Here is a 20,276-nt window from a genome sequence, read left to right as displayed (position 1 = left end):
GGGCGCGGACCGTCGCCGACCTGCGGGGCGGCGGCGGGCGGGGGCCGGAGCGGGCCGTCCGGCCGGCCGGGCCCGGGCCCCGCGGAGAGCGCCCGGCGGCCCCGGGCGCCGCGGTCCGGGGGAGACCCGGCGCAGCCGTGCGGGCTGCGGCGCTCCCGTGCGTTTCCGGACTTTCCCGCTGCGGTGGCCCGGCGTGCCGCCCCGGGGCGGGAGCCGGGAGGCCCCCCGCCCCGCGGGCGGTCAGCTGCCCGTGATGCTCGCCGCGCCCGTTTCGATGTGGCCCGTGTAGCGGCGGGACCAGGTGCCGTCGGAGTCGGCCAGGACCGTGAAGTCGTACCAGCCCTTGCTGTAGGCCACCGCGTTGAAGAAGTCCTCGCGCGAGGAGTTCGCCGGGACCGTGTACGTCCAGGGGCCGTCGGAGCGGTAGGCGTTGGAGCGGATCGTGAAGGTGACCGGGGAGGCCGAGGCGTTGGTCATCTTGAACCAGATCGCCATCTTGCCGGTGCCGGACTCCACCGCGTAGCGGGCCGCGACCTCCAGGGACTTGCCGGCCTTGGTCGCGTCGCCGATGAAGCGGCGCAGGAACCGGTTCGGGCCGTACATCGAGATGTCGTACTTGCCCGAGCCGGCGCCCAGGCCGATGGAGAACCAGTCGCTGGAGGCGGCCCCGGGATCCACCGTGTACTGCCAGGCGGCCGTGTCCCGGTACTGGTGAGGGTGGATCGAGAAGTGCGCGGCCTGCCTGGCCTGCGGGCCCTGGTTGGTCATCGAGAACCAGGCCAGGATCTTCCCGGCCGGCCCGAACTCGAAGCGGTCCAGGTTGCCGTTGACCTGGTACGGGAGGGCGCGGGCCGGGCGCGTCCCGGCCTCCTGGACCGGCAGGGCGTTGTCCTGCGGCACCGGGTTGGGGAGGGGGCCGCAGGTGGACTGGCCTATGACCTTCGCCGTGGAGGGGAGGCCCGCCGGGACCCCGTACACGGGGTGCGCGAAGTCGAAGACGCCCGTCAGGTCGCCGGCCACCTTGCGGCGCCAGGCGCTGATGTTGGGGCAGAGGGCGGGGGTGCCCAGGGCCGTCGTCCACGTCTCCATGAAGCGCAGGACGGAGGTGTGGTCGAAGACCTCCGAGCTGACCCAGCCGCCCCGGGTCCAGGGGGACATCACCAGCATGGGCACGCGGAAGCCCAGGCCGATCGGCGCGCCGTCGATGTACTCGTCGGGGGTGCCGGGCGGGGCGACCGGCGGTGCGACGTGGTCGAAGAAGCCGTCGTTCTCGTCGTAGTTGAGGAAGAGGACCGTCGAGTCGAAGACCTCCGGGTTCGCGGCCAGCGCGCGGTAGACCAGGTCCACGAAGTGCGCGCCGTCGCCGGGCGGGGCGTACGGGTGCTCCGAGAAGGCCTCGCTCGCCACCACCCACGACACCTGGGGCAGGGTCCCGGCGACCACGTCCGCGCGGATCGCGGCGGCGATGTCGTCGGGGGTGGAGCCGGTGACCCTGGGGACGGAGGCCATGCCCCGGTCCCACAGCGGGCTCCCGGGGGCGGCGTCCGTGAACTTCTTGAAGTAGGCCAGGCCGTTGTCCCCGTAGTTGTCCTGGGCGTTCTGGTAGACCTTCCAGGTCATCCCGGCCCGCTGGAGGGCCTCCGCGTACGTCTCCCAGGTCAGCCCGGACTCCTCGCCGCCGTCCTTGCTGCCCGCGTCGACCTTGCCGCTCCACAGGAAGGTGCGGTTGGGGCCGGTGGCGCTGAGGGTGGAGCAGAAGTAGGCGTCGCAGATCGTGTAGTTGTCCGCGAGCCCGTAGTGGAAGGGGATGTCCCCCCGGTCCAGGTGGCCCAGGGTGTGCGTCTTGCCGACGCCGAGCACCCAGTTGTCCATCCGGCCGTTGTTCCAGGCCGCGTGCTGCGAGGTCCAGCTGTGCGGGAGGTCGCCGGTGCACTGGGCCAGGGTCTCGCTGTCGGCCCCTCCCGCCGCCGGGGTGGCGGAGAGCTTCCACGGGTACTGGCGGCCGCCCCAGTTGGGCTGGTTGAAGGTGCCCCAGCCGCCGGGGATGTTGCCGCAGGCGCGGTCGCCGAAGCCGCGGACGCCCTTCAGCCTGCCGAAGTAGTGGTCGAAGCTGCGGTTCTCCTGCATCAGGATCACCACGTGCTTCACATCGGTGATCGTACCCGTCGCGGTGGCCGCGGCCGCCGACGCGGGCAGGGCGGCGGGCAGGGCCGCTCCCGCCACGAGCCCGGCGCCGATTCCCACGAAACCCCTGCGGCTGATGGGTGTCACTGGCTGCTCGCCTCCAACTCGGGTGCCCCGCTGGCACATCGTCGGCAAGCGTGGCGGCGGCCGCCGCAAAGGTCTACATCCGTGCGGTAAGAAAACGGTGAACATCCGGTTGGCCGGTGTCAACTGGCCGTGCGCACCAGCATTTTGCCCAGATTGTCCCCGTGCAGCATGCCCAGGAAGGCCTCCACCGTGCGGTCGAAGCCCTGTACAACGGTGGTGTCGGTGCCCACCCGTCCGCTGCGCAGGTGCGGCACCACGAAATCCTCCAGTTCGTCCTGGAGATTGGTGTGGTTTCGAACCAATACGCCTTCCAGACGCAGGGACTTGTGCACCACCTCGAAGAGGTTGCGGGGCGCGGCCGGGGAGCGGTCGCCGTTGTACATCGAGATCGCGCCGACCCAGGCGATCCGGCCGTACTCGCGCAGGGAGTCGATCGCGCCCTCCAGGTGGTCGCCGCCCACGTTGTCCACGTAGACGTCGATCCCGTCCGGGGCGGCCTGCGCCAGCTGCTCGCCGACCGGGCCGTCGTGGTAGTCGAAGGCGGCGTCGAAGCCGAGGGTCCCGGTGAGGTGGGCGACCTTCGCCGCCGAGCCCGCGCTGCCGATGATCCGGCGGGCGCCGAGCAGCCGGGCGAGGTGCCCGGTGGCGGTGCCGACGCCGCCCGCCGCCGAGGAGACGAACAGGTCCTCGCCCTCGCGCAGCGCCGCCGTCCGGGTGAGGGCGGCGTAGGCGGTCAGGCCGGTGCCGCCCAGGATCGACAGGTACGCGTCCAGCGGGACGCCCTCGTGGTCCCGGAGCCTGCGCGTGCCGTCCACGCCCAGGGTGACCAGGGCGTGGGTGCGCCAGCCCGCCCGGTGGAAGACCAGGTCGCCCTCCGCCAGGCCGGGGTCGCGGGAGGCGAGCACCCGGCCCACCGCCCGCCCCTCCAGCGGGGAGTCCAGCTCGAAGCCGCCCTCGCCGCCGTCCATCAGGCCGCGGTGGTAGGGGTCCACGGAGAGGAGCAGGTTCTCCACCAGCGCGGTGCCGGGGGCGGGTTCGGGGACCGGGGAGGAGACGTAGGCGAAGTCGGAGGCGACGGGGAAACCGGTCGGGCGGGCGATCTGGTGCACGGCGTGGGCGGTGTGGGTGTTCATGGCGACGACCGTAGGAAGGAATCACCGCGCCGGGCAGGGGGTTGCCCTCATGGAAGCCGCACATCCATGAAAGCCGCTCATACACCGAGGTGGGAACCCTTGTCCGAGCTCGTCCCGCAGGAACTCCGGGTGCTGGTCGCCGTCGCCGAGACGGGCGGGTTCTCCGCCGCGGCCGGGGCGCTCGGCATCAGCCAGTCCGCCGTGTCGCACTCGGTGCGCGGCAGCGAGGGCAAGGTCGGCGCGGTGCTCTTCGAGCGCGGCCGCTCCGGCGCCCGCCCCACCCCGGCGGGGGAGCGGGCCGTGGCCCTGGGCCGGCGCATCCTGCGGCTGTACGAGGTCCTCGGCGCGGAGGCCCGCGCCGCCGGACGGGCCGCCTCCGGCTCGGCCGCGGCGGGCGGCGGGCTGGAGGGGACCCTGCGCATCGCGGCCTTCCGGAGCGCGGCCCTGCACCTGCTGCCGCCCGCCCTGGAGCGGCTGGCCGCCCTGCACCCCGGGATCCGCCCGGAGGTCCGGGTGGTGCGCGAGCTCGGCGCCGGGACGGCCGGGGAAGTGGCCGCCGGCCGGGCCGACCTGGGCATCGCGACCCTGGGCGCGCCCGCGGACGTACCGCCCGGGCTGCTGACCGGGGTCCTCACCCGCGAGGCGTACGCGCTGGTGCACCCCGCCGGGCACCCCGACCCGAGGTCGCTGCCCCTGCTGGACTGGGACGAGAACTGCGGCTCCTACACCCGCGCGTGGTGGGCGGCCCAGGACTGGATCCCGGCGGCCACGGTCAAGGCGGAGGACGACGCCATGGTGCTGACGATGGTCGGCCGGGGCCTGGGCATGGCGATCATGCCCGAGCTGTCGCTGCGCGAGGCCGGGGACGCCGTCGAGATCGCCGGTCTGGGGCCGCAGGGACCCGTGAGGAGGGTGGGATACGTCACCACAACGGAATCCGCCTCCACCCTCGCGGTCAGGGCTCTGATCAGGGAACTCAGGGCGGAATCGGCCTGAAAACGGAGACCCGTGGGAGGGCCTTCCGGGGGGATGCGCATCTCAGATAGTAGGAAGTCCGAGTAATTGCGGAGACAGACGGCCGCGGCTGCCCTAGCTTGGTAGGAGCCGAACGTCTCGCACATCCAGCGAATGGCGGTCGTGAGCGCGCGCCCCCTGGCAGGCAACCCCTGCGGCGCACGGCTCCCCGCCTCTTCCGGCGCCTTGAAGGAACCCCTCATCCGTGGCCCCGCCACGCCGTGATCTCAAGGAGTCGATCATGACCCCCAGCACCGCCGCCTCCCGCCGCGTCCGCCACACCTCCCCGGCCGACGCCGACCGCAAGAACGCCGCGGCCGCCCTCCAGCGCGCCCTGGACCGCCGCGACAACGGCGGCTCCACCGGCCACTGAACGAGTCCGGGCCCTCAGGCGCGGCTCGTCCATATGGTGGACGGGATATGTCTGAGGGCTGGGACACGGAGTACGGTTCCGACATGTCGACCAGCATCAATCTCGCAGTGATCCCCGGTGATGGCATCGGCCAGGAAGTCGTGGCTCAGGGCCTCAAGGTCCTGACCGCGGTCCTGCCGCAGGATGTGAAGCTGGAGACCAAGGAATACGATCTCGGCGCCCAGCGCTGGCACCGCACCGGCGAGACCCTCCCGGACGCCGAGCTCGAGGCGCTCAAGCACCACGACGCGATCCTCCTCGGCGCCATCGGCGACCCGTCGGTCCCGTCCGGCGTCCTGGAGCGCGGTCTGCTGCTGAAGCTCCGCTTCGCCTTCGACCACTTCATCAACCTGCGCCCCTCGAAGCTCCTCCCCAACACGGCCACCCCGCTCGCCGGCCGTCCGGACATCGACTTCGTCGTGGTCCGCGAGGGCACCGAGGGCCCGTACACCGGCAACGGCGGCAGCCTGCGCACCGGCACCCCGGCCGAGGTGGCCACCGAGGTCAGCATCAACACCGCCTACGGTGTGGAGCGCGTGGTCCGCGACGCGTACGAGCGGGCCAACTCCCGCCCGCGCAAGAAGCTGACCCTGGTCCACAAGAACAACGTCCTCGTGTACGCGGGCCACATGTGGAAGAACATCTTCGACAAGGTCGGCCGCGAGTACCCCCAGGTCACCACCGACTACCTGCACGTCGACGCCGCGACGATCTTCTTCGTCACCCAGCCGGAGCGCTTCGACGTCATCGTCACGGACAACCTCTTCGGTGACATCCTCACCGACCTGGCCGCCGCCGTCACCGGCGGGATCGGCCTCGCCGCCTCCGGGAACATCAACCCGACCGGCGCCTTCCCCTCGATGTTCGAGCCCGTCCACGGCTCGGCCCCGGACATCGCGGGCACCGGCAAGGCCGACCCGACCGCGACGATCCTGTCCGTCGCCCTCCTGCTGCGCCACCTCGGCCACGAGGAGCAGGCCGTGCGCATCGAGGAGGCCGTCTCCGCCGACCTCGCCGAGCGCGACGGCACCTTCCGCTCCACCGACGCGATCGGCGACGCCCTCGCCGCGCGAGTAGCCGGCTGACCCGGCAGCTCCACCACGAAGCCGCCGGGTACGCACCATCACCCGGCGGCTTCTCCTGCACGGCCCCGGGTGCCACCATCTCCCGTGGGCCGCATCACCCCGTTTCACCGAAGACCCCGCGCGCGCGATAATCGAACGCGAGGCCGCGGTATACGGGGAAGCTCGGACGTCCTGGTACGCATGAGCGCGGTCCGCCATACACAACGGTGAAGGACAAGCACTCATGACGACGCCCACGATCGAGCTCAAGCCCTCCTCGCACCCGCTGTCCGACGCGGAGCGAGAGGCGATCCTGGCCAGCCCCGGTTTCGGCCGCCACTTCACCGATCACATGGTGACGATCAAGTGGACCGAGGGCCGCGGCTGGCACGACGCCGAGCTGGTCCCGTACGCGCCGCTGTCGATCGACCCGGCCAACATGACCCTGCACTACGCGCAGACGATCTTCGAGGGGCTCAAGGCCTACCGCCAGCCCGACGGCACCGTCGCCACCTTCCGCCCCGAGGCCAACGCCGAGCGCTTCCAGGCCTCCGCCCGCCGCATGGCCATGCCGGAGCTGCCGACCGAGCTGTTCATCGAGGCCTGCGACGCCCTGATCAAGCAGGACAGCGCCTGGGTGCCGAACTCGGGCGAGGCCTCGCTGTACCTGCGGCCGTTCATGTTCGCGTCCGAGGTCGGCCTGGGCGTCCGCCCGGCCAACGAGTTCCTCTTCATGGTCATCGCCTCGCCCGCCGGCGCCTACTTCCCCGGTGGCGTCAAGCCCGTCTCCGTCTGGCTGTCCGAGGAGTACGTCCGCGCCGTCAAGGGCGGCACCGGCGCCGCCAAGACCGGCGGCAACTACGCGGCCTCCCTCGTCGCCCAGGCCCAGGCCGCCTCGCACGGCTGCGACCAGGTCGTCTGGCTGGACGCCGTCGAGCACCGCTGGATCGAGGAGATGGGCGGCATGAACCTGTACTTCGTGTACGGCGACCGCATCGTCACCCCGGAGCTGACCGGCTCGCTCCTGCCCGGCATCACCCGCGACTCCCTCCTCACGATCGCCCGCGACCTCGGCTACACCGCCGAGGAGGGCCGCATCTCCACCGAGGACTGGAAGCGCGACAACGAGAACGGCACCCTGACCGAGGTGTTCGCCTGCGGCACGGCCGCCGTCATCACCCCCGTCGGCTCGGTCAAGTCCGAGCGCGCCAACTGGACCCAGGGCGACGGCGAGCCCGGCGAGGTCACCATGAAGCTCCGCAAGGCGCTCCTCGACCTCCAGACCGGCCACCGCGCCGACACCCACGGCTGGATGCACCCGCTCGGCTAGTCCGCGCCGGATCCGCCCGCGCAACGGGGTCCCCGCCTTCCGGTGGGGACCCCGTTGGCATGTCCGGGCCCGGTCGGGGCGGCGGGTCCGGTCCTACCCGTACGGGTGCGGCGGACGTGCGGGGGGTGCACCGGCGTGGGACGTTGACGGTGCCCGCCGATCCGGCGCCCGCACCGGCCCGGGCGGTGCGGCGCACCCCACCGGGGGTGGTTCTCTCGTGCGCCGGCCGCTGGGGCCGGCGGAAAGGCGGATCCCCATGAAGCGGTTCGTTGCCTCCGGCCTGCTCTGCGCGGCCGTCGTGCTCGGGGCCTCGGCGTGCTCGAGCAACGACACGACTCCGGAGGAGGAGGCCTCGAAGGCCGCCGCCCAGCTGTGCACCAACCTGGTCCAGCTGAAATCGGACAACGCCGCGCTCAAGGCGCTGAACCCGGCGACGGCCACCAAGGACCAGATCCAGAAGGCGGTCGACGCCGTCCAGACCGACTGGAAGAACGTCAAGGAGAGCAAGCAGACGATGAAGTCGGCCGAGCGCGAGGCCGTCCAGGAGGCCACGGACAACCTCAAGAAGAGCTACGACAACCTGCCCGGCGACACCACCGGCAAGGACGCGCTGACCCAGCTCCAGCCGCAGATCCAGGCGGTCGACACGGCGGTCCAGCAGTCGGCCGACTCGCTGAAGTGCCGCTGACGCGGCGGACCCCGGGGCATGGTGCCCCGGGGTCCGTGGTGGGTGGCGGGTGGTGGCCGGTCCGCGGCCGCTTCCCCGTGCGCCGCCGTCAGTCGGCGGCGACCGTGACCCTGTCGGCCGCGGGTGCGGCCGTGCGCCCGGTCCCGGACGCGGTCGCGGTCCGGAACGTCAGCGCCGCGTAGACCACTCCGCCGACCAGCCCCGACAGGACGAAGCTGCAGTCCACACCGCCGGTCAGGGCCAGCAGCGGGCCCTCGTACAGCGGTGTCGAGACGGCGGCCAGGCCCGCCAGCGCGCCCAGCGCCCAGGACGCCGTCGCGCGCAGGTTCCACCCGGCGCGGTACCAGTAGACGCCGCCGCGGGCCCGGCGGTTGAACACCTGGAGCGCGTCGGCGTCGTACACGCCGCGGCAGCGCACGTAGCCGATGAGGGTGATCACGGCCCAGGGGGTGCCGATCGCGGTCAGCAGCAGCACGAACGAGGTCATGGCCGACTGCACGTCCCACTCGAAGGAGCCGAAGAAGACGAAGGCGGTGGCGACGGCCGCGGCGATCACGGTGGCCTTGGTCCGGGTGGCCTTGGGCACGATGGCGTCCAGGTCGAGGCCCATGGAGTAGAGCATCAGGCCGGCGTTGCCCACCGAGCCGGCCGCGGCGGCGAAGAGCAGCGGCACGAGGTACCAGAAGGGCGCGGCGGCGACGAGGGGCCCGGCGTAGTCGGCCCCGGCGCGGGCGGCCAGCGCGGTGTAGGTGCCGAAGAGCTGCGGGACGAGCAGGCCGAACAGCAGGCCGACGCAGGTGGCCCAGTAGACCGTGCGGGAGCTGTGCCGGCGGGGGGATATGTAGCGGGTGTAGTCGCCGAGCAGGGTGATGAAGGCGACGGGGCCGCTCAGGCCGGCGGCGACGACGGCGAGGATCCAGGTCGGCCAGAAGGAGCCGAGCAGGTACGGGGTGTCCGGCGGGGCGGCGGTGGTGAAGCCGGGGGCGTAGGCGTACAGGCCGACCGCCAGCAGGGCCACCATCACGATCGAGAGCGCCTTGCTCATGCGCAGCAGCAGCCGGTAGCCGAACACGGCCCCGACCACGGTGAACGCGGCCAGCACCCCGTACATCAGCGAGTGGGTGAAGCCGCTGTCCGGCAGGCCCGTGAGGCGGGCCAGGGTGCCCACCATCACGTCGCCGCCGATCCACAGGGTCAGCGCGGTGTAGCCGAGCGCGAGCAGCAGGCCCACCACCGAGCCCACCAGCCGCCCGCGTACGCCGAACTGGGCGCCGCTGGAGGTGGACAGGTTGGTGGCGGTGCGCAGGGAGACCAGCGCGAGCGGCGCGGTGAAGGCGATGCCGGCCAGGGTGCCGGTCACGATGGCGGTGACCGAGGGGACCAGCCCCAGTCCGAAGGACGGGGGGAGCCAGCCGAAGACGATCACACCGAGGCAGAGGTTGGAGCCGAGCAGGATCGACATCAGGTCACGGGGACCGCTCGTCCGCTCCTCCTCCGGGATGGTGTCGACTCCGCGCTGTTCGATGGGCATGGGGGGACTCCCTTGGCACGGCGGGGGTGGGTGCGTATTCGTTTGAGCGACACTCAATGTGACTCAGCCCCTGCCCCCAGGTCAATGATTCCCAGCGAGGAAATGAAGAGTTAGAGTGATGCTCTAACCCATCGACTCAAAAGGTGGTGGATCGGCGTGCGGCTGACCCCTACGGAGCGCGACCGGCTGCTGCTGCGCAGCGCCGCGGAACTGGCCAGGGCCCGTCGGGCCCGGGGCCTGCGGCTCAACGTCCCGGAGGCCACGGCGCTGATCGCCGACACGGTCTGCGAGGCCGCACGCGACGGCAAGCGCCTGGCGGAGGCCATCGAGGAGGCCCGCAGCGTCCTGGGCCCCGGCGATGTGCTGCCCGGCGTGGCCGACGTGGTCACCGAGGTGCACGTGGAGGCCGTCTTCGACGACGGATCCCGCCTCGCGGTGGTCTCCTCCCCGATCCGGGGCGCGGTCCGGCTCGGCGCGGACGCCCCGGGCGCGGTCGTACCGGGCCCCGGTGCCCCCCAGCCGGAGCCGGTCGTGCACCTGCGGGTGCGCAACACCGCCTCCGTGCCGGTCAGCGTGACCTCCCACTTCCACTTCTTCGAGGCGAACCCCCGCCTCGACTTCGACCGCGCGGCGGCCTACGGCATGCGGCTGTGCGTCCCGGCCGGCTCCTCGGTGCGCTTCGACCCGCACGGCGAGGGCGAGGTGGGCCTGGTCCCGATCGGTGGTGCGCGGATCGCGATCGGGTTCGCGGGCCTGGTCGACGGCCCGCTCGACGCCCCCGGCGCCAAGGAGCAGGCCCTGGCCCGCGCCGGTGCCTGCGGCTACCTGGGCGCGGGCGCCACCCCCGCAGGCGCCCCGGAAGGAGACCGGGCGTGAGCCGCCAGACCCCCCACACCGACCACAGTGCCCACTGCGCTCCCGGCAGCCGGCACATCGACCCCCACGAGTACGCCTCCGTCTTCGGACCCCGCGCGGGCGACCGGGTCCGGCTCGGCGACTCGGGGCTGACCGTCCGGGTGGAGTACGACGCCCAGAAGCCCGGCGACGAGTTCCTGGCCGGCTTCGGCAAGACCGCCCGCGACGGCCTCCACCTGAAGGGCGCCGCCGTCCGCGAGACCTGCGACGTGGTCATCAGCAACGTGCTGGTGATCGACGCCGTCCTCGGGATCAAGAAGGTGTCCATCGGCATCCGCGAGGGCCGGATCCACGCCATCGGCCGGGCCGGCAACCCGGACACCCTCGACGGGGTCGACGTCGTCGTCGGCACCGGGACGAGCATCGTCTCCGGCGAGGGCCTGATCGCCACCGCCGGAGCCGTGGACACCCACGTCCACCTCCTCTCCCCGCGGATCATGGAGGCCTCGCTCGCCGCGGGCGTCACCACGGTCATCGGCCAGGAGTTCGGCCCCGTCTGGGGCGTCGGCGTCAACTCCCCGTGGGCGCTCAGGCACGCCTTCGACGCCTTCGACGCGTGGCCGGTGAACATCGGCTTCCTCGCCCGCGGCTCCTCCTCGGACCCCGCGCCCCTGGTCGAGGCCCTGGCCGAGGGCGGCGCCTGCGGCTTCAAGGTCCACGAGGACATGGGCGCCCACACCCGCGCCCTGGACACCGCGCTGCGCGTGGCCGAGGAGCACGACGTCCAGGTCGCCCTGCACAGCGACGGCCTCAACGAGTGCCTGTCGGTCGAGGACACCCTGCGCGTCCTGGAGGGCCGCACGATCCACGCCTTCCACATCGAGGGCTGCGGCGGCGGACACGTCCCCAACGTCCTGAAGATGGCGGGCGTGCCGAACGTGATCGGCTCCTCCACCAACCCCACCCTGCCCTTCGGCCGGGACGCCGTCGCCGAGCACTACGGCATGATCGTCTCCGTGCACGACCTCAAGCCGGACCTCCCCGGCGACGCCGCCATGGCCCGCGACCGCATCCGCGCCGGGACGATGGGGGCCGAGGACGTCCTGCACGACCTGGGCGCCATCGGCATCACCTCCTCCGACGCCCAGGGCATGGGCCGCGCCGGCGAGACCGTCCGCCGCACCTTCGCCATGGCCGCCAAGATGAAGGGCGAGCTCGGCCCCCTGGAGGGCGACGGCGAGGGCGACGACAACGCCCGTGTCCTGCGCTACATGGCCAAGCTGACGATCAACCCGGCCATCGCCCACGGCCTGGCCCACGAGATCGGCTCCATCGAGGTCGGCAAGCTCGCCGACATCGTGCTCTGGCGCCCCGCGTTCTTCGGCGCCAAGCCCCAGCTCGTCCTCAAGTCGGGCTTCCCGGCCTACGGCGTCACCGGCGACCCCAACGCCGCCACCGACACCTGCGAACCGCTGGTCCTCGGACCGCAGTTCGGCTCCTACGGGGCCACGGCCGCCGACCTCTCCGTCGCCTTCGTCTCGGCGGCCGCCGCGGCCCTCGGCTCCGACGGGATGCCCACCCGCCGGCGCCGGGTGGCCGTGCGCGGCACCCGCGGCATCGGCCCCAAGGACATGCTCCTCAACTCCCGGGTGGGCGCGGTCGACGTGGACGCGCGCAGTGGACTCGTCTCCCTCGACGGGGAACCGCTGCGCTCCGAAGCGGCCGAATCGGTCTCCCTCAACCGCCTGTACTTCTTGTAAACGGCACAGCCTGTAAAGCCCGTTAGGACCCCACCATGACTGCACAGCCCGCGCACCCCGCCAAGCCCGCCGACCACGGTTTCCGGATGCCCGCCGAGTGGACGCCCCACGAGCGCACCTGGATGGCCTGGCCCAGCCCCAACCCGACCTTCACCAACGAGCAGGAGCTCGCCGAGGCCCGCCGGGCCTGGGGCGCCGTCGCCCGCGCCGTCCGCGCGTACGAGCCGGTGACCCTCGTGGTCTCCCCGGGCGACGCCGACGGCGCCCGCGCCGTCGTCGGCGACGACGTCGACCTGGTCGAGCGCGACCTCGACGACGCCTGGATGCGCGACATCGGCCCGACCTTCGTCACCAACGACGCGGGCGAGCTGGCCGCCGTCGACTGGACCTTCAACGGCTGGGGCGCCCAGGAGTGGGCCCGCTGGGACCACGACTCCAAGATCGCCCGGCACGTCTCCGACCTCGTCGGCACCCGTACCTTCAGCACCCCTCTCGTCAACGAGGGCGGCGCCATCCACGTCGACGGCGAGGGCACCGTGCTCCTCACCGACACCGTGCAGCTGGGCAAGGGCCGCAACCCCGACTGGACCCGCGAGGAGGTCGAGCGGGAGGTCCACGCCCACCTCGGCACCACCAAGGCCATCTGGCTGCCCTACGGCCTGGCCGGCGACTACGGCACCTACGGCACCCAGGGCCACGTCGACATCGTCGCCGCCTTCGCCCGCCCCGGCGTGGTCATGGTCCACACCCAGCCCGACCCGGCCCACCCGGACCACGAGCGCTGCAAGACCATCGCCGCCATCCTGCGCGCCTCCACCGACGCGCAGGGCCGGCAGCTCCGGGTCGTCGAGGTCCCGGCGCCGACCGTCCTGGAGGAGGACGGCGAATGGGTGGACTACTCGTACATCAACCACTACCTCTGCAACGGCGGCGTGGTCCTGTGCGCCTTCGACGACCCGCGCGACGAGGAGGCCGCGGAGATCTTCCGCGGACTGTTCCCCGGGCGGACCGTGACCCTCGTTGACGCACGTACGATTTTCGCCGGGGGTGGCGGTATCCACTGCATCACCCAGCAGCAGCCGAAGGTCTGAAGCCGAGGCTGCGCTCGTGACCTGACGAAGGAGTGACCCATGGCGGCGGGCGGAGTACCGGTACGGGCGGCGCGCAAGAACGCGCCCCCGCGCGAGGACGTACTCGTCGCCGCCATGGCCACGATCGCCGAGCGCGGGCTCGACGGGCTGACCATGGCCGGCCTCGGCCGGCAGGTCGGCATGAGCAGCGGCCACCTCCTCTACTACTTCCGCAGCAAGGACGAGCTCCTGCTGCAGACCCTGGAGTGGAGCGAGGCCGCGCTCGGCGCCCGGCGCCGGTCCCTGCTCTCGCGCCGCGAGCCGGCCGGCGAGCGGCTGCGCGCGTACGTGGACCTGTACGTCCCCGACGGTGCCCGCGACCCGCACTGGACCCTGTGGCTGGAGGTCTGGAACCGCTCCCAGAACGCGGGTCCGGGCGAACGCGACCGGCAGGCCGCGATCGAGGGCGCCTGGCACCGCGACCTGGTCGCCCTGCTCGCCGAGGGCATCTCGCGCGGGGAGTTCCGCGCGGTCGACCCCGACCGCTTCGCCGCCCGGCTGCGGGCCCTGCTCGACGGGTTCAGCATCCAGGTGGCCGTCGGCCTGCCCGGAATAGGGCGCGAGGACATCCTGGAGCACGTACGGGAGTTCCTCGCCGACGCCCTCTCCGCCTAGCGGTCCCGAACATGCGGGCCGCCTGCCGGACGGTGACTGCCCGCATGCTGAGACCGGCGTCCAGGAACGCCGGAGCGTGTGACACACTGCGAGCGTGTCTGCTCGGCTCATGATTATGGACAGCAGCGCGCCGGTCCTCTGTGACCGCTGAACCGTGGAAGACCTTCGCGGCTGCGGCCACCGTGCCCCAGACCCGCGCGCAGACCTCTCGCACCCGCGAGGGGTCTTTTCGTTTAACGGCCCAAATCATGCCGGAAACGGGCAGCGCGCGATGATGGGGGCAGTGGATCCCCGGTCTCCGGAACCACTCATCCGACAGGAGTCAGATCAGCATGACGACGACAGAGGCGACTGCGCCGGCAGGGGCGCTCGACGACGGCTTCCACGTCTTCGACACCACCCTGCGCGACGGTGCCCAGCGTGAGGGCATCAACCTCACGGTCGCGGACAAGCTGACCATCGCGCGGCACCTGGACGACTTCGGGGTCGGCTTCATCGAGGGCGGCTGGCCGGGCGCCAATCCCCGCGACACCGAGTTCTTCGCCCGCGCCCGGGCCGAGATCGACTTCAAGAACGCCCGGCTGGTCGCCTTCGGCGCCACCCGCCGGGCCGGCGGCTCCGCCGCCCAGGACCCGCAGGTCCGCGCCCTCCTGGAGTCCGGCGCACCGGTGATCACCCTCGTCGCCAAGTCCCACGACCGGCACGTCGAACTCGCCCTGCGCACCACCCTGGACGAGAACCTGGAGATGGTCCGCGACACCGTCGCCCACCTGGTCGCCCAGGGCCGCCGCGTCTTCGTCGACTGCGAGCACTTCTTCGACGGCTACCGCGCCAACCCCGAGTACGCCAAGTCCGTGGTGCGCACCGCCCACGAGGCCGGCGCCGACGTGGTCGTCCTCTGCGACACCAACGGCGGCATGCTGCCCGCGCAGATCACCGCGGTGGTCTCCACGGTCCTCGCCGACACCGGCGCCCGCCTGGGCATCCACGCCCAGGACGACACCGGCTGCGCCGTCGCGAACACCCTCGCCGCCGTCGACGCGGGCGCCACGCACGTCCAGTGCACCGCGAACGGCTACGGCGAGCGCGTCGGCAACGCCAACCTCTTCCCCGTCGTGGCCGCGCTGGAGATCAAGTACGGCCGCACGGTCCTCCCCGAGGGCGCCCTCGCCGAGATGACGCGCATCTCGCACGCCATCGCCGAGGTCGTCAACCTCACCCCCTCCACCCACCAGCCGTACGTCGGCGTCTCCGCCTTCGCGCACAAGGCGGGCCTGCACGCCTCGGCGATCAAGGTCGACCCGGACCTGTACCAGCACATCGACCCCGAGCGGGTCGGCAACACCATGCGCATGCTGGTCTCCGACATGGCCGGCCGCGCCTCCATCGAGCTCAAGGGCCGGGAACTCGGCGTCGACCTCGGCGGGGACCGGGCGCTGATCGCCCGCGTGGTCGAGCGGGTCAAGGAGCGGGAGCTGGCGGGCTACACGTACGAGGCCGCCGACGCCTCCTTCGAGCTGCTGCTGCGCGCCGAGGCCGAGGGCCGGGCCCGCCGGTACTTCCGTACGGAGTCCTGGCGCGCGATCGTCGAGGACCGCCCGGACGGCACCCACGCGAACGAGGCCACCGTCAAGCTGTGGGCCAAGGGCGAGCGCATCGTCGCCACGGCCGAGGGCAACGGCCCGGTCAACGCCCTGGACCGCGCGCTGCGGGTGGCCCTGGAGCGCTTCTACCCCCAGCTGGCCAAGTTCGAGCTGATCGACTACAAGGTCCGCATCCTGGAGGGCAAGCACGGCACGGAGTCCACGACCCGCGTCCTGATCTCCACCACGGACGGCACCCGCGAGTGGAACACGGTCGGCGTCGCCCCGAACGTCATCGCGGCCTCCTGGCAGGCCCTGGAGGACGCCTACACCTACGGCCTCCTGCACGCGGGCGTGGAACCGGCGGAGTAGACCCTGCGGGCCGGGCGCTTATGTCCGGCTCACACAGGAAAGTACCGGTTCGGGTAGCGTCGTCAGCATGAGGACCAGGCTGATGTGCGTACGTCTCGGATCGCTGCTGTCCGGTCTGCTGCTGGCCCTGTCCGTGGGCGCGCTCGGCGGCGCCCCGCCCTCGGCCGCGGCCGAGGGCGGTCCCGCCGCGGTGGCGGAGGCGCTCAAGAAGGGACCGGTCTACGTCGACCCCGGGGCGGCCGCGCAGCTGTCGCCGGCCCAGGCCGACGCCCTGGCCGCGAAGATCAAGGCCGCCGGCAAGCCGCTGTTCGTCGCCGTGCTGCCGGCCACCCCCGCCTTCCCCGCCGACAGCGTGCTGCGCACGGTGCGCACCGAGACGGGCGTCACCGGTCTCTACGCCATCCGGCTCGGCGCCGGCTTCGACGCCGGGGCCGACCGGAGCGTCATGCCGCGCAACGCCGTCCGCAACCTCACGGACGCGGTGAAGGCGGGCGGGCCGGTGGACGCCGCGACGCAGCTGAACGCCTTCGCCGACCAGGCCCTGCCGCAGATGAAGGGCCACGCCCCGGCCTCCTGGGGCGGCGCGACGACCGGCGGCGGGTCCTCGGCCGGGGCCCTGATCGCCCTCGGGGCGGTGGCCGTGGTCGGCGGCGGAGGCGGGTACCTGCTGGTCAAGCGCAACCGCAAGAGGAAGGAAGAGGCCCGGCGGGAGGCGCTCGCGCGGCTGAGCGTGGTCGTCGACGAGGACATCACCGCCTTCGGCGAGGAGCTCGACCGGCTCGACTTCCACCCCGGCGAACCCGGCGCCGACGACGCCATGCGCAAGGACTACGAGCAGGGCCTCGACTCCTACGAGCGGGCCAAGCAGATCATGGCCTCGGTGCGGCGGCCGGAGGAGGTCCAGGGGGTGACCCGGACGCTGGAGGACGGGCGGTTCGCGCTGGCCCGCCTGGACGCGCGGCGCCGGGGCGAGCCCCTGCCCGAGCGGCGGGCGCCCTGCTTCTTCGACCCGCGGCACGGGCCCAGCGCCGAGGACGCGCAGTGGGCCCCGCCCGGCGGGGCGGCGCGGACGGTGCCGGTGTGCACGGCGGACGCGGTCCGGCTGCGGGACGGCCTGGACCCGGCGGTGCGCACCGTGGACACCGAGTACGGGCCGCGCCCCTACTACGACGCCGGCCCGGCCTACGGACCCTGGGCGGGCGGGTACTTCGGCGGCGGCATGCTCCCCGGCCTGCTGGTGGGCACGATGCTCGGGTCGATGATGTCCGGCCCGGCCTACGCCTCCGACTTCGGGGGCGGGACGGGCGGGGGAGGGTTCGAGGGAGGGGACGTCTCCGGGGCCGACTTCAACCCGTCCGACTTCGGCGGCGGGGACTTCGGCGGCGGGGGCGGCTTCGACGGGGGCGGGGGCTTCGACGGCGGGGGCGGCTGGTAGCCGCCCCCGGGGGGCGCCGGTCAGGCCTGCTTGATCGCCGAGATGTCGAAGGTCAGCCTCACCTTGTCGCTGACCATCACGCCGCCGGCCTCCAGTGCGGCGTTCCAGGTCAGACCCCAGTCGGAGCGCAGGATCTCCGCGGAGCCCTCGAAGCCGACGCGCTCGTTGCCGTACACGTCGGTGGCGGAGCCGGTGAACTCCAGGTCGATGGAGAGCGGCCGGGTGACGTCCTTGATGGTCAGGTCGCCGCTGATGCGGTAGGTGTCACCGCCGACGCGCGCCGCCGAGGTGGAGCGGAAGGTCATCAGCGGGAAGGTCCCGGCGTCGAAGAAGTCGCCGCTCAGCAGGTGGGCGTCGCGGTCGGCGATACCGGTGCTCACCGAGGAGATGGTGACGTCGATGGAGGCGGTGGAGCGCGACGGGTCGGCGCCGTCCAGGTGCAGCGCGCCCTCGTGCTGCGCGAAGCCGCCGCGGACGTTGGTCACCATCGCGTGGCGCACCGTGAAGCCGATGCTGCTGTGGGCGGCGTCGATGACGTAGTCACCGGTGAGCGCGGCGAGCGCCGGGTCGGCGTCGAGCGTGGCCACCGCACCCTGCCGGGCGGCGGGGGCGGCGGGGGCGGCGGTGCGGTTGCGGCGGGAGAAGAGAGCCATGACGTCCTCCTGGGAGTCCTGCGGTTTTGTTCAACGTTCAACAAGAGAAACGCTAGAGCCATCCCGTTCAAATTTCAACTACATCACCCGTTCAGGGGTGGATTTATGGGAACCCCACAAAGGCCGAAGGTCCCCGCTGGGGGAGTCCCTGCATACTCCGGCGGTTCTGTCCGGCCCGCACAGCAGGAGGGGTCCGAGACTGTGCGGAACCAACGGAGGGTTTTGACGGCCCGGCTTCGTAAGGTCGGTACATGACCGTTGTGGACCAGACTCCGAGCGAGCCGACGGACGCCCGCGGGCGCGTGGCCGAGCTGCACTCCCTCCGCGAGGAGGCCCGGCGCGGCCCCAGCGACCGCGCGACCGAGGCGCAGCACGCCAAGGGCAAGCTGACCGCCCGCGAGCGCATCGCGCTCCTGCTCGACGAGGGTTCCTTCCGGGAGGTCGAGCAGCTCCGCCGGCACCGGGCGACCGGCTTCGGCCTGGAGGCCAAGAAGCCGTACACCGACGGTGTCATCACCGGCTGGGGCACGGTCGAGGGCCGCACGGTCTTCGTCTACGCGCACGACTTCCGCATCTTCGGCGGCGCGCTGGGCGAGGCCCACGCCACCAAGATCCACAAGATCATGGACATGGCCATCGCGGCCGGTGCCCCGCTGGTCTCCCTCAACGACGGCGCGGGCGCCCGCATCCAGGAGGGCGTCTCCGCCCTCGCCGGCTACGGCGGCATCTTCCAGCGCAACACCAAGGCCTCGGGCGTCATCCCGCAGATCTCGGTCATGCTGGGCCCCTGCGCTGGCGGCGCCGCGTACTCCCCGGCGCTCACGGACTTCGTCTTCATGGTCCGCGACACCTCGCAGATGTTCATCACCGGCCCCGACGTCGTCCGCGCCGTCACCGGTGAGGAGATCACCCAGAACGGCCTCGGCGGCGCCGACGTGCACGCCGAGACCTCGGGCGTCGCGCACTTCGCGTACGACGACGAGGAGACCTGCATCGCCGAGGTCCGCTACCTCATCACGATGCTCCCCTCGAACAACCGCGAGAACCCGCCGGTCCACGAGAACACCGACCCGGTCGACCGGCGCTCGGACGTCCTCCTGGACCTGGTCCCCGCCGACGGCAACCGCCCGTACGACATGCTCAAGGTCATCGAGGAGCTCGTCGACGACGGCGACGTCCTGGAGGTCCACGAGCGCTGGGCGCGCAACATCATCTGCGCCCTGGCCCGCCTGGACGGCCAGGTCGTCGGCATCATCGCCAACCAGCCCGGCCACCTCGCCGGCGTCCTGGACATCCACGCCTCCGAGAAGGCCGCGCGCTTCGTCCAGATGTGCGACGCCTTCAACATCCCGATCGTCACCCTGCTGGACGTCCCCGGCTTCCTGCCGGGCGTCGACCAGGAGCACGGCGGCATCATCCGCCACGGCGCCAAGCTGCTCTACGCGTACTGCAACGCCACGGTCCCGCGGATCTCGCTGATCCTGCGCAAGGCCTACGGCGGCGCGTACATCGTCATGGACTCCCAGTCCATCGGCGCCGACCTGACCTACGCCTGGCCCACCAACGAGATCGCCGTCATGGGCGCGGAGGGCGCGGCCAACGTGATCTTCCGCAAGCAGATCGCGGACGCCGAGGACCCCGAGGCCATGCGCGCCCGGATGGTCAAGGAGTACAAGGCCGAGCTGATGCACCCGTACTACGCGGCCGAGCGCGGCCTCGTGGACGACGTCATCGACCCCGCAGAGACCCGCGGGGTGCTCGTCAGCGCCCTCGCGATGCTCCGCACCAAGCACGCCGATCTGCCGTCTCGCAAGCACGGCAACCCGCCGCAGTAAACGAGCTGAGGAGACCTGCCGACGATGAGCACCGCCACCGACACCCTGCTGAAGGTCGAGAAGGGCAACGCCGCGCCCGAGGAGCTGGCCGCGATCACCGCGATCCTGCTCGCCCGCGCCGCCGCCACCCCCGAAGAGGCCGCCACCACCCGCCCCTCCAGCGCCGGATGGCGCCGGCTGGAGCGCAGCCGGGGCTTCCAGGCCCCGCACAGCTGGCAGGGCTGAGCAGCAGCGCACGTCCGAAAGGCCCCGCACCGTCCACGGTGCGGGGCCTTTCGGCGTGTCCGCGCCGTGTCCGCCCCGCGGCCGTGCGCGGCGTCCGGGTACGGCGAAGGCCCCCGTGCCAGGGCACGGGGGCCTTCCGCGGTATCCGCTCCGGTTACCGAAGCCGTGCCATGAGGGCGTGTTCGACGAGCGTGATGAGTGCGCTCTTGGCGTCGCCGCGGTGGCGGGCGTCGGTGGTGATGATGGGGGCGTCGGGGCCGATCTGGAGGGCCTCGCGGACTTCTTCGGGGGTGTAGGGCTGGTGTCCGTCGAAGCCGTTGAGGGCGATGACGAAGGGGAGGCCGCTGTTCTCGAAGTAGTCGACGGCGGG

General features: G+C 72.3%; 17 protein-coding genes and 1 pseudogene. 13 read left to right on the top strand and 5 right to left on the bottom strand.

Features of this window, described 5'->3' with window-relative positions; all coding sequences use genetic code 11:
- Positions 1-240: 240 nt before the first annotated feature.
- On the bottom strand, positions 241-2,271 hold the full coding sequence (locus AB0469_RS15590; protein WP_366451920.1) for a phosphocholine-specific phospholipase C: 2,031 nt from the start codon (positions 2,269-2,271) through the stop codon (positions 241-243).
- 119 nt (positions 2,272-2,390) lie between these two features.
- Positions 2,391-3,404, bottom strand: coding sequence for an NADP-dependent oxidoreductase (locus AB0469_RS15585; RefSeq protein WP_366451919.1), 1,014 nt, complete (start codon positions 3,402-3,404; stop codon positions 2,391-2,393).
- 99 nt (positions 3,405-3,503) lie between these two features.
- On the opposite strand from AB0469_RS15585, the gene AB0469_RS15580 reads away from it, so the two are divergent.
- The 5 genes from AB0469_RS15580 to AB0469_RS15560 all read left to right on the top strand — a co-directional run bounded on the left by AB0469_RS15580 (position 3,504) and on the right by AB0469_RS15560 (position 7,912).
- Positions 3,504-4,400, top strand: a complete 897-nt coding sequence (locus tag AB0469_RS15580; protein ID WP_366451918.1) for a LysR family transcriptional regulator — start codon at positions 3,504-3,506, stop codon at positions 4,398-4,400.
- Between the two features lie 259 nt (positions 4,401-4,659).
- On the top strand, positions 4,660-4,791 hold the full coding sequence (locus AB0469_RS15575) for a hypothetical protein (RefSeq protein ID WP_366451917.1): 132 nt from the start codon (positions 4,660-4,662) through the stop codon (positions 4,789-4,791).
- An 83-nt stretch (positions 4,792-4,874) separates the two neighbouring features.
- The gene (locus tag AB0469_RS15570; RefSeq protein ID WP_366451916.1) at positions 4,875-5,915 is read left to right on the top strand and encodes a 3-isopropylmalate dehydrogenase; all 1,041 of its coding nucleotides are present in this window, start codon (positions 4,875-4,877) and stop codon (positions 5,913-5,915) included.
- Positions 5,916-6,138: 223 nt separating this feature from the next.
- On the top strand, positions 6,139-7,224 hold the full coding sequence (locus tag AB0469_RS15565) for a branched-chain amino acid aminotransferase (protein WP_366451915.1): 1,086 nt from the start codon (positions 6,139-6,141) through the stop codon (positions 7,222-7,224).
- Between the two features lie 256 nt (positions 7,225-7,480).
- Entirely contained in the window at positions 7,481-7,912 is a 432-nt protein-coding gene (locus tag AB0469_RS15560) for a hypothetical protein (RefSeq protein ID WP_366451914.1), read from the top strand.
- An 88-nt stretch (positions 7,913-8,000) separates the two neighbouring features.
- Here the strand turns inward: AB0469_RS15560 and AB0469_RS15555 are convergent, their stop codons facing one another.
- Positions 8,001-9,443: a cytosine permease gene (locus AB0469_RS15555; protein WP_366451913.1), complete on the bottom strand. Its 1,443-nt coding sequence runs from the start codon at positions 9,441-9,443 to the stop codon at positions 8,001-8,003.
- A 156-nt stretch (positions 9,444-9,599) separates the two neighbouring features.
- On the opposite strand from AB0469_RS15555, the gene ureA reads away from it, so the two are divergent.
- The 6 genes from ureA (at position 9,600) to AB0469_RS15525 (ending at position 17,193) form a co-directional block, all read left to right on the top strand.
- Positions 9,600-10,319 (top strand): urease subunit gamma, encoded by a 720-nt coding sequence (ureA, locus tag AB0469_RS15550; RefSeq protein WP_366451912.1) that lies wholly within the window; start codon positions 9,600-9,602, stop codon positions 10,317-10,319.
- Positions 10,320-10,375: 56 nt separating this feature from the next.
- Positions 10,376-12,058 carry an urease subunit alpha gene (locus tag AB0469_RS15545; protein ID WP_366452092.1) on the top strand — a complete coding sequence of 561 codons (1,683 nt, stop codon included), beginning with the start codon at positions 10,376-10,378 and terminating at the stop codon, positions 12,056-12,058.
- Between the two features lie 35 nt (positions 12,059-12,093).
- Positions 12,094-13,149 (top strand): agmatine deiminase family protein, encoded by a 1,056-nt coding sequence (locus tag AB0469_RS15540; protein ID WP_366451911.1) that lies wholly within the window; start codon positions 12,094-12,096, stop codon positions 13,147-13,149.
- 39 nt (positions 13,150-13,188) lie between these two features.
- Positions 13,189-13,803, top strand: a complete 615-nt coding sequence (locus tag AB0469_RS15535) for a TetR/AcrR family transcriptional regulator (RefSeq protein WP_366451910.1) — start codon at positions 13,189-13,191, stop codon at positions 13,801-13,803.
- A gap of 332 nt (positions 13,804-14,135) precedes the next feature.
- Positions 14,136-15,758, top strand: coding sequence for a citramalate synthase (cimA, locus tag AB0469_RS15530; protein ID WP_366451909.1), 1,623 nt, complete (start codon positions 14,136-14,138; stop codon positions 15,756-15,758).
- A 67-nt stretch (positions 15,759-15,825) separates the two neighbouring features.
- Positions 15,826-17,193 (top strand): hypothetical protein, encoded by a 1,368-nt coding sequence (locus AB0469_RS15525; RefSeq protein ID WP_366451907.1) that lies wholly within the window; start codon positions 15,826-15,828, stop codon positions 17,191-17,193.
- A 20-nt stretch (positions 17,194-17,213) separates the two neighbouring features.
- On the opposite strand, the gene AB0469_RS15520 is transcribed toward AB0469_RS15525, so the two are convergent.
- Positions 17,214-17,846 carry a YceI family protein gene (locus AB0469_RS15520; RefSeq protein ID WP_366451906.1) on the bottom strand — a complete coding sequence of 211 codons (633 nt, stop codon included), beginning with the start codon at positions 17,844-17,846 and terminating at the stop codon, positions 17,214-17,216.
- Between the two features lie 251 nt (positions 17,847-18,097).
- On the opposite strand from AB0469_RS15520, the gene AB0469_RS15515 reads away from it, so the two are divergent.
- Together AB0469_RS15515 and AB0469_RS15510 are read left to right on the top strand one after the other, a co-directional pair.
- Positions 18,098-19,681: an acyl-CoA carboxylase subunit beta gene (locus AB0469_RS15515; protein WP_351884198.1), complete on the top strand. Its 1,584-nt coding sequence runs from the start codon at positions 18,098-18,100 to the stop codon at positions 19,679-19,681.
- A 24-nt stretch (positions 19,682-19,705) separates the two neighbouring features.
- On the top strand, positions 19,706-19,906 hold the full coding sequence (locus tag AB0469_RS15510) for an acyl-CoA carboxylase subunit epsilon (RefSeq protein WP_366451905.1): 201 nt from the start codon (positions 19,706-19,708) through the stop codon (positions 19,904-19,906).
- 154 nt (positions 19,907-20,060) lie between these two features.
- On the opposite strand, the pseudogene AB0469_RS15505 reads toward AB0469_RS15510, so the two are convergent.
- Positions 20,061-20,276, bottom strand: a pseudogene (locus tag AB0469_RS15505) (ATP-binding protein); the annotation flags it as partial.

It is taken from the genome of Streptomyces sp. NPDC093801 (assembly GCF_040701585.1).
Classification (GTDB): domain Bacteria; phylum Actinomycetota; class Actinomycetes; order Streptomycetales; family Streptomycetaceae; genus Streptomyces.
The sequence above is the reverse complement of the archived record's forward strand: the minus strand, read 5'-3'. Positions and strand labels throughout refer to the sequence as shown.

What these genes read in the sequence shown, in the direction of transcription:
- AB0469_RS15585 (WP_366451919.1), bottom strand. Translation starts at nt 3,404, where the DNA reads ATGAACACCCACACCGCCCACGCCGTGCACCAGATCGCCCGCCCGACC.
- AB0469_RS15575 (WP_366451917.1), top strand. Translation starts at nt 4,660, where the DNA reads ATGACCCCCAGCACCGCCGCCTCCCGCCGCGTCCGCCACACCTCCCCG.
- AB0469_RS15570 (WP_366451916.1), top strand. Translation starts at nt 4,875, where the DNA reads ATGTCGACCAGCATCAATCTCGCAGTGATCCCCGGTGATGGCATCGGC.
- AB0469_RS15565 (WP_366451915.1), top strand. Translation starts at nt 6,139, where the DNA reads ATGACGACGCCCACGATCGAGCTCAAGCCCTCCTCGCACCCGCTGTCC.
- AB0469_RS15560 (WP_366451914.1), top strand. Translation starts at nt 7,481, where the DNA reads ATGAAGCGGTTCGTTGCCTCCGGCCTGCTCTGCGCGGCCGTCGTGCTC.
- AB0469_RS15555 (WP_366451913.1), bottom strand. Translation starts at nt 9,443, where the DNA reads ATGCCCATCGAACAGCGCGGAGTCGACACCATCCCGGAGGAGGAGCGG.
- AB0469_RS15540 (WP_366451911.1), top strand. Translation starts at nt 12,094, where the DNA reads ATGACTGCACAGCCCGCGCACCCCGCCAAGCCCGCCGACCACGGTTTC.
- AB0469_RS15535 (WP_366451910.1), top strand. Translation starts at nt 13,189, where the DNA reads ATGGCGGCGGGCGGAGTACCGGTACGGGCGGCGCGCAAGAACGCGCCC.
- cimA (WP_366451909.1), top strand. Translation starts at nt 14,136, where the DNA reads ATGACGACGACAGAGGCGACTGCGCCGGCAGGGGCGCTCGACGACGGC.
- AB0469_RS15525 (WP_366451907.1), top strand. Translation starts at nt 15,826, where the DNA reads ATGAGGACCAGGCTGATGTGCGTACGTCTCGGATCGCTGCTGTCCGGT.
- AB0469_RS15520 (WP_366451906.1), bottom strand. Translation starts at nt 17,846, where the DNA reads ATGGCTCTCTTCTCCCGCCGCAACCGCACCGCCGCCCCCGCCGCCCCC.
- AB0469_RS15515 (WP_351884198.1), top strand. Translation starts at nt 18,098, where the DNA reads ATGACCGTTGTGGACCAGACTCCGAGCGAGCCGACGGACGCCCGCGGG.
- AB0469_RS15510 (WP_366451905.1), top strand. Translation starts at nt 19,706, where the DNA reads ATGAGCACCGCCACCGACACCCTGCTGAAGGTCGAGAAGGGCAACGCC.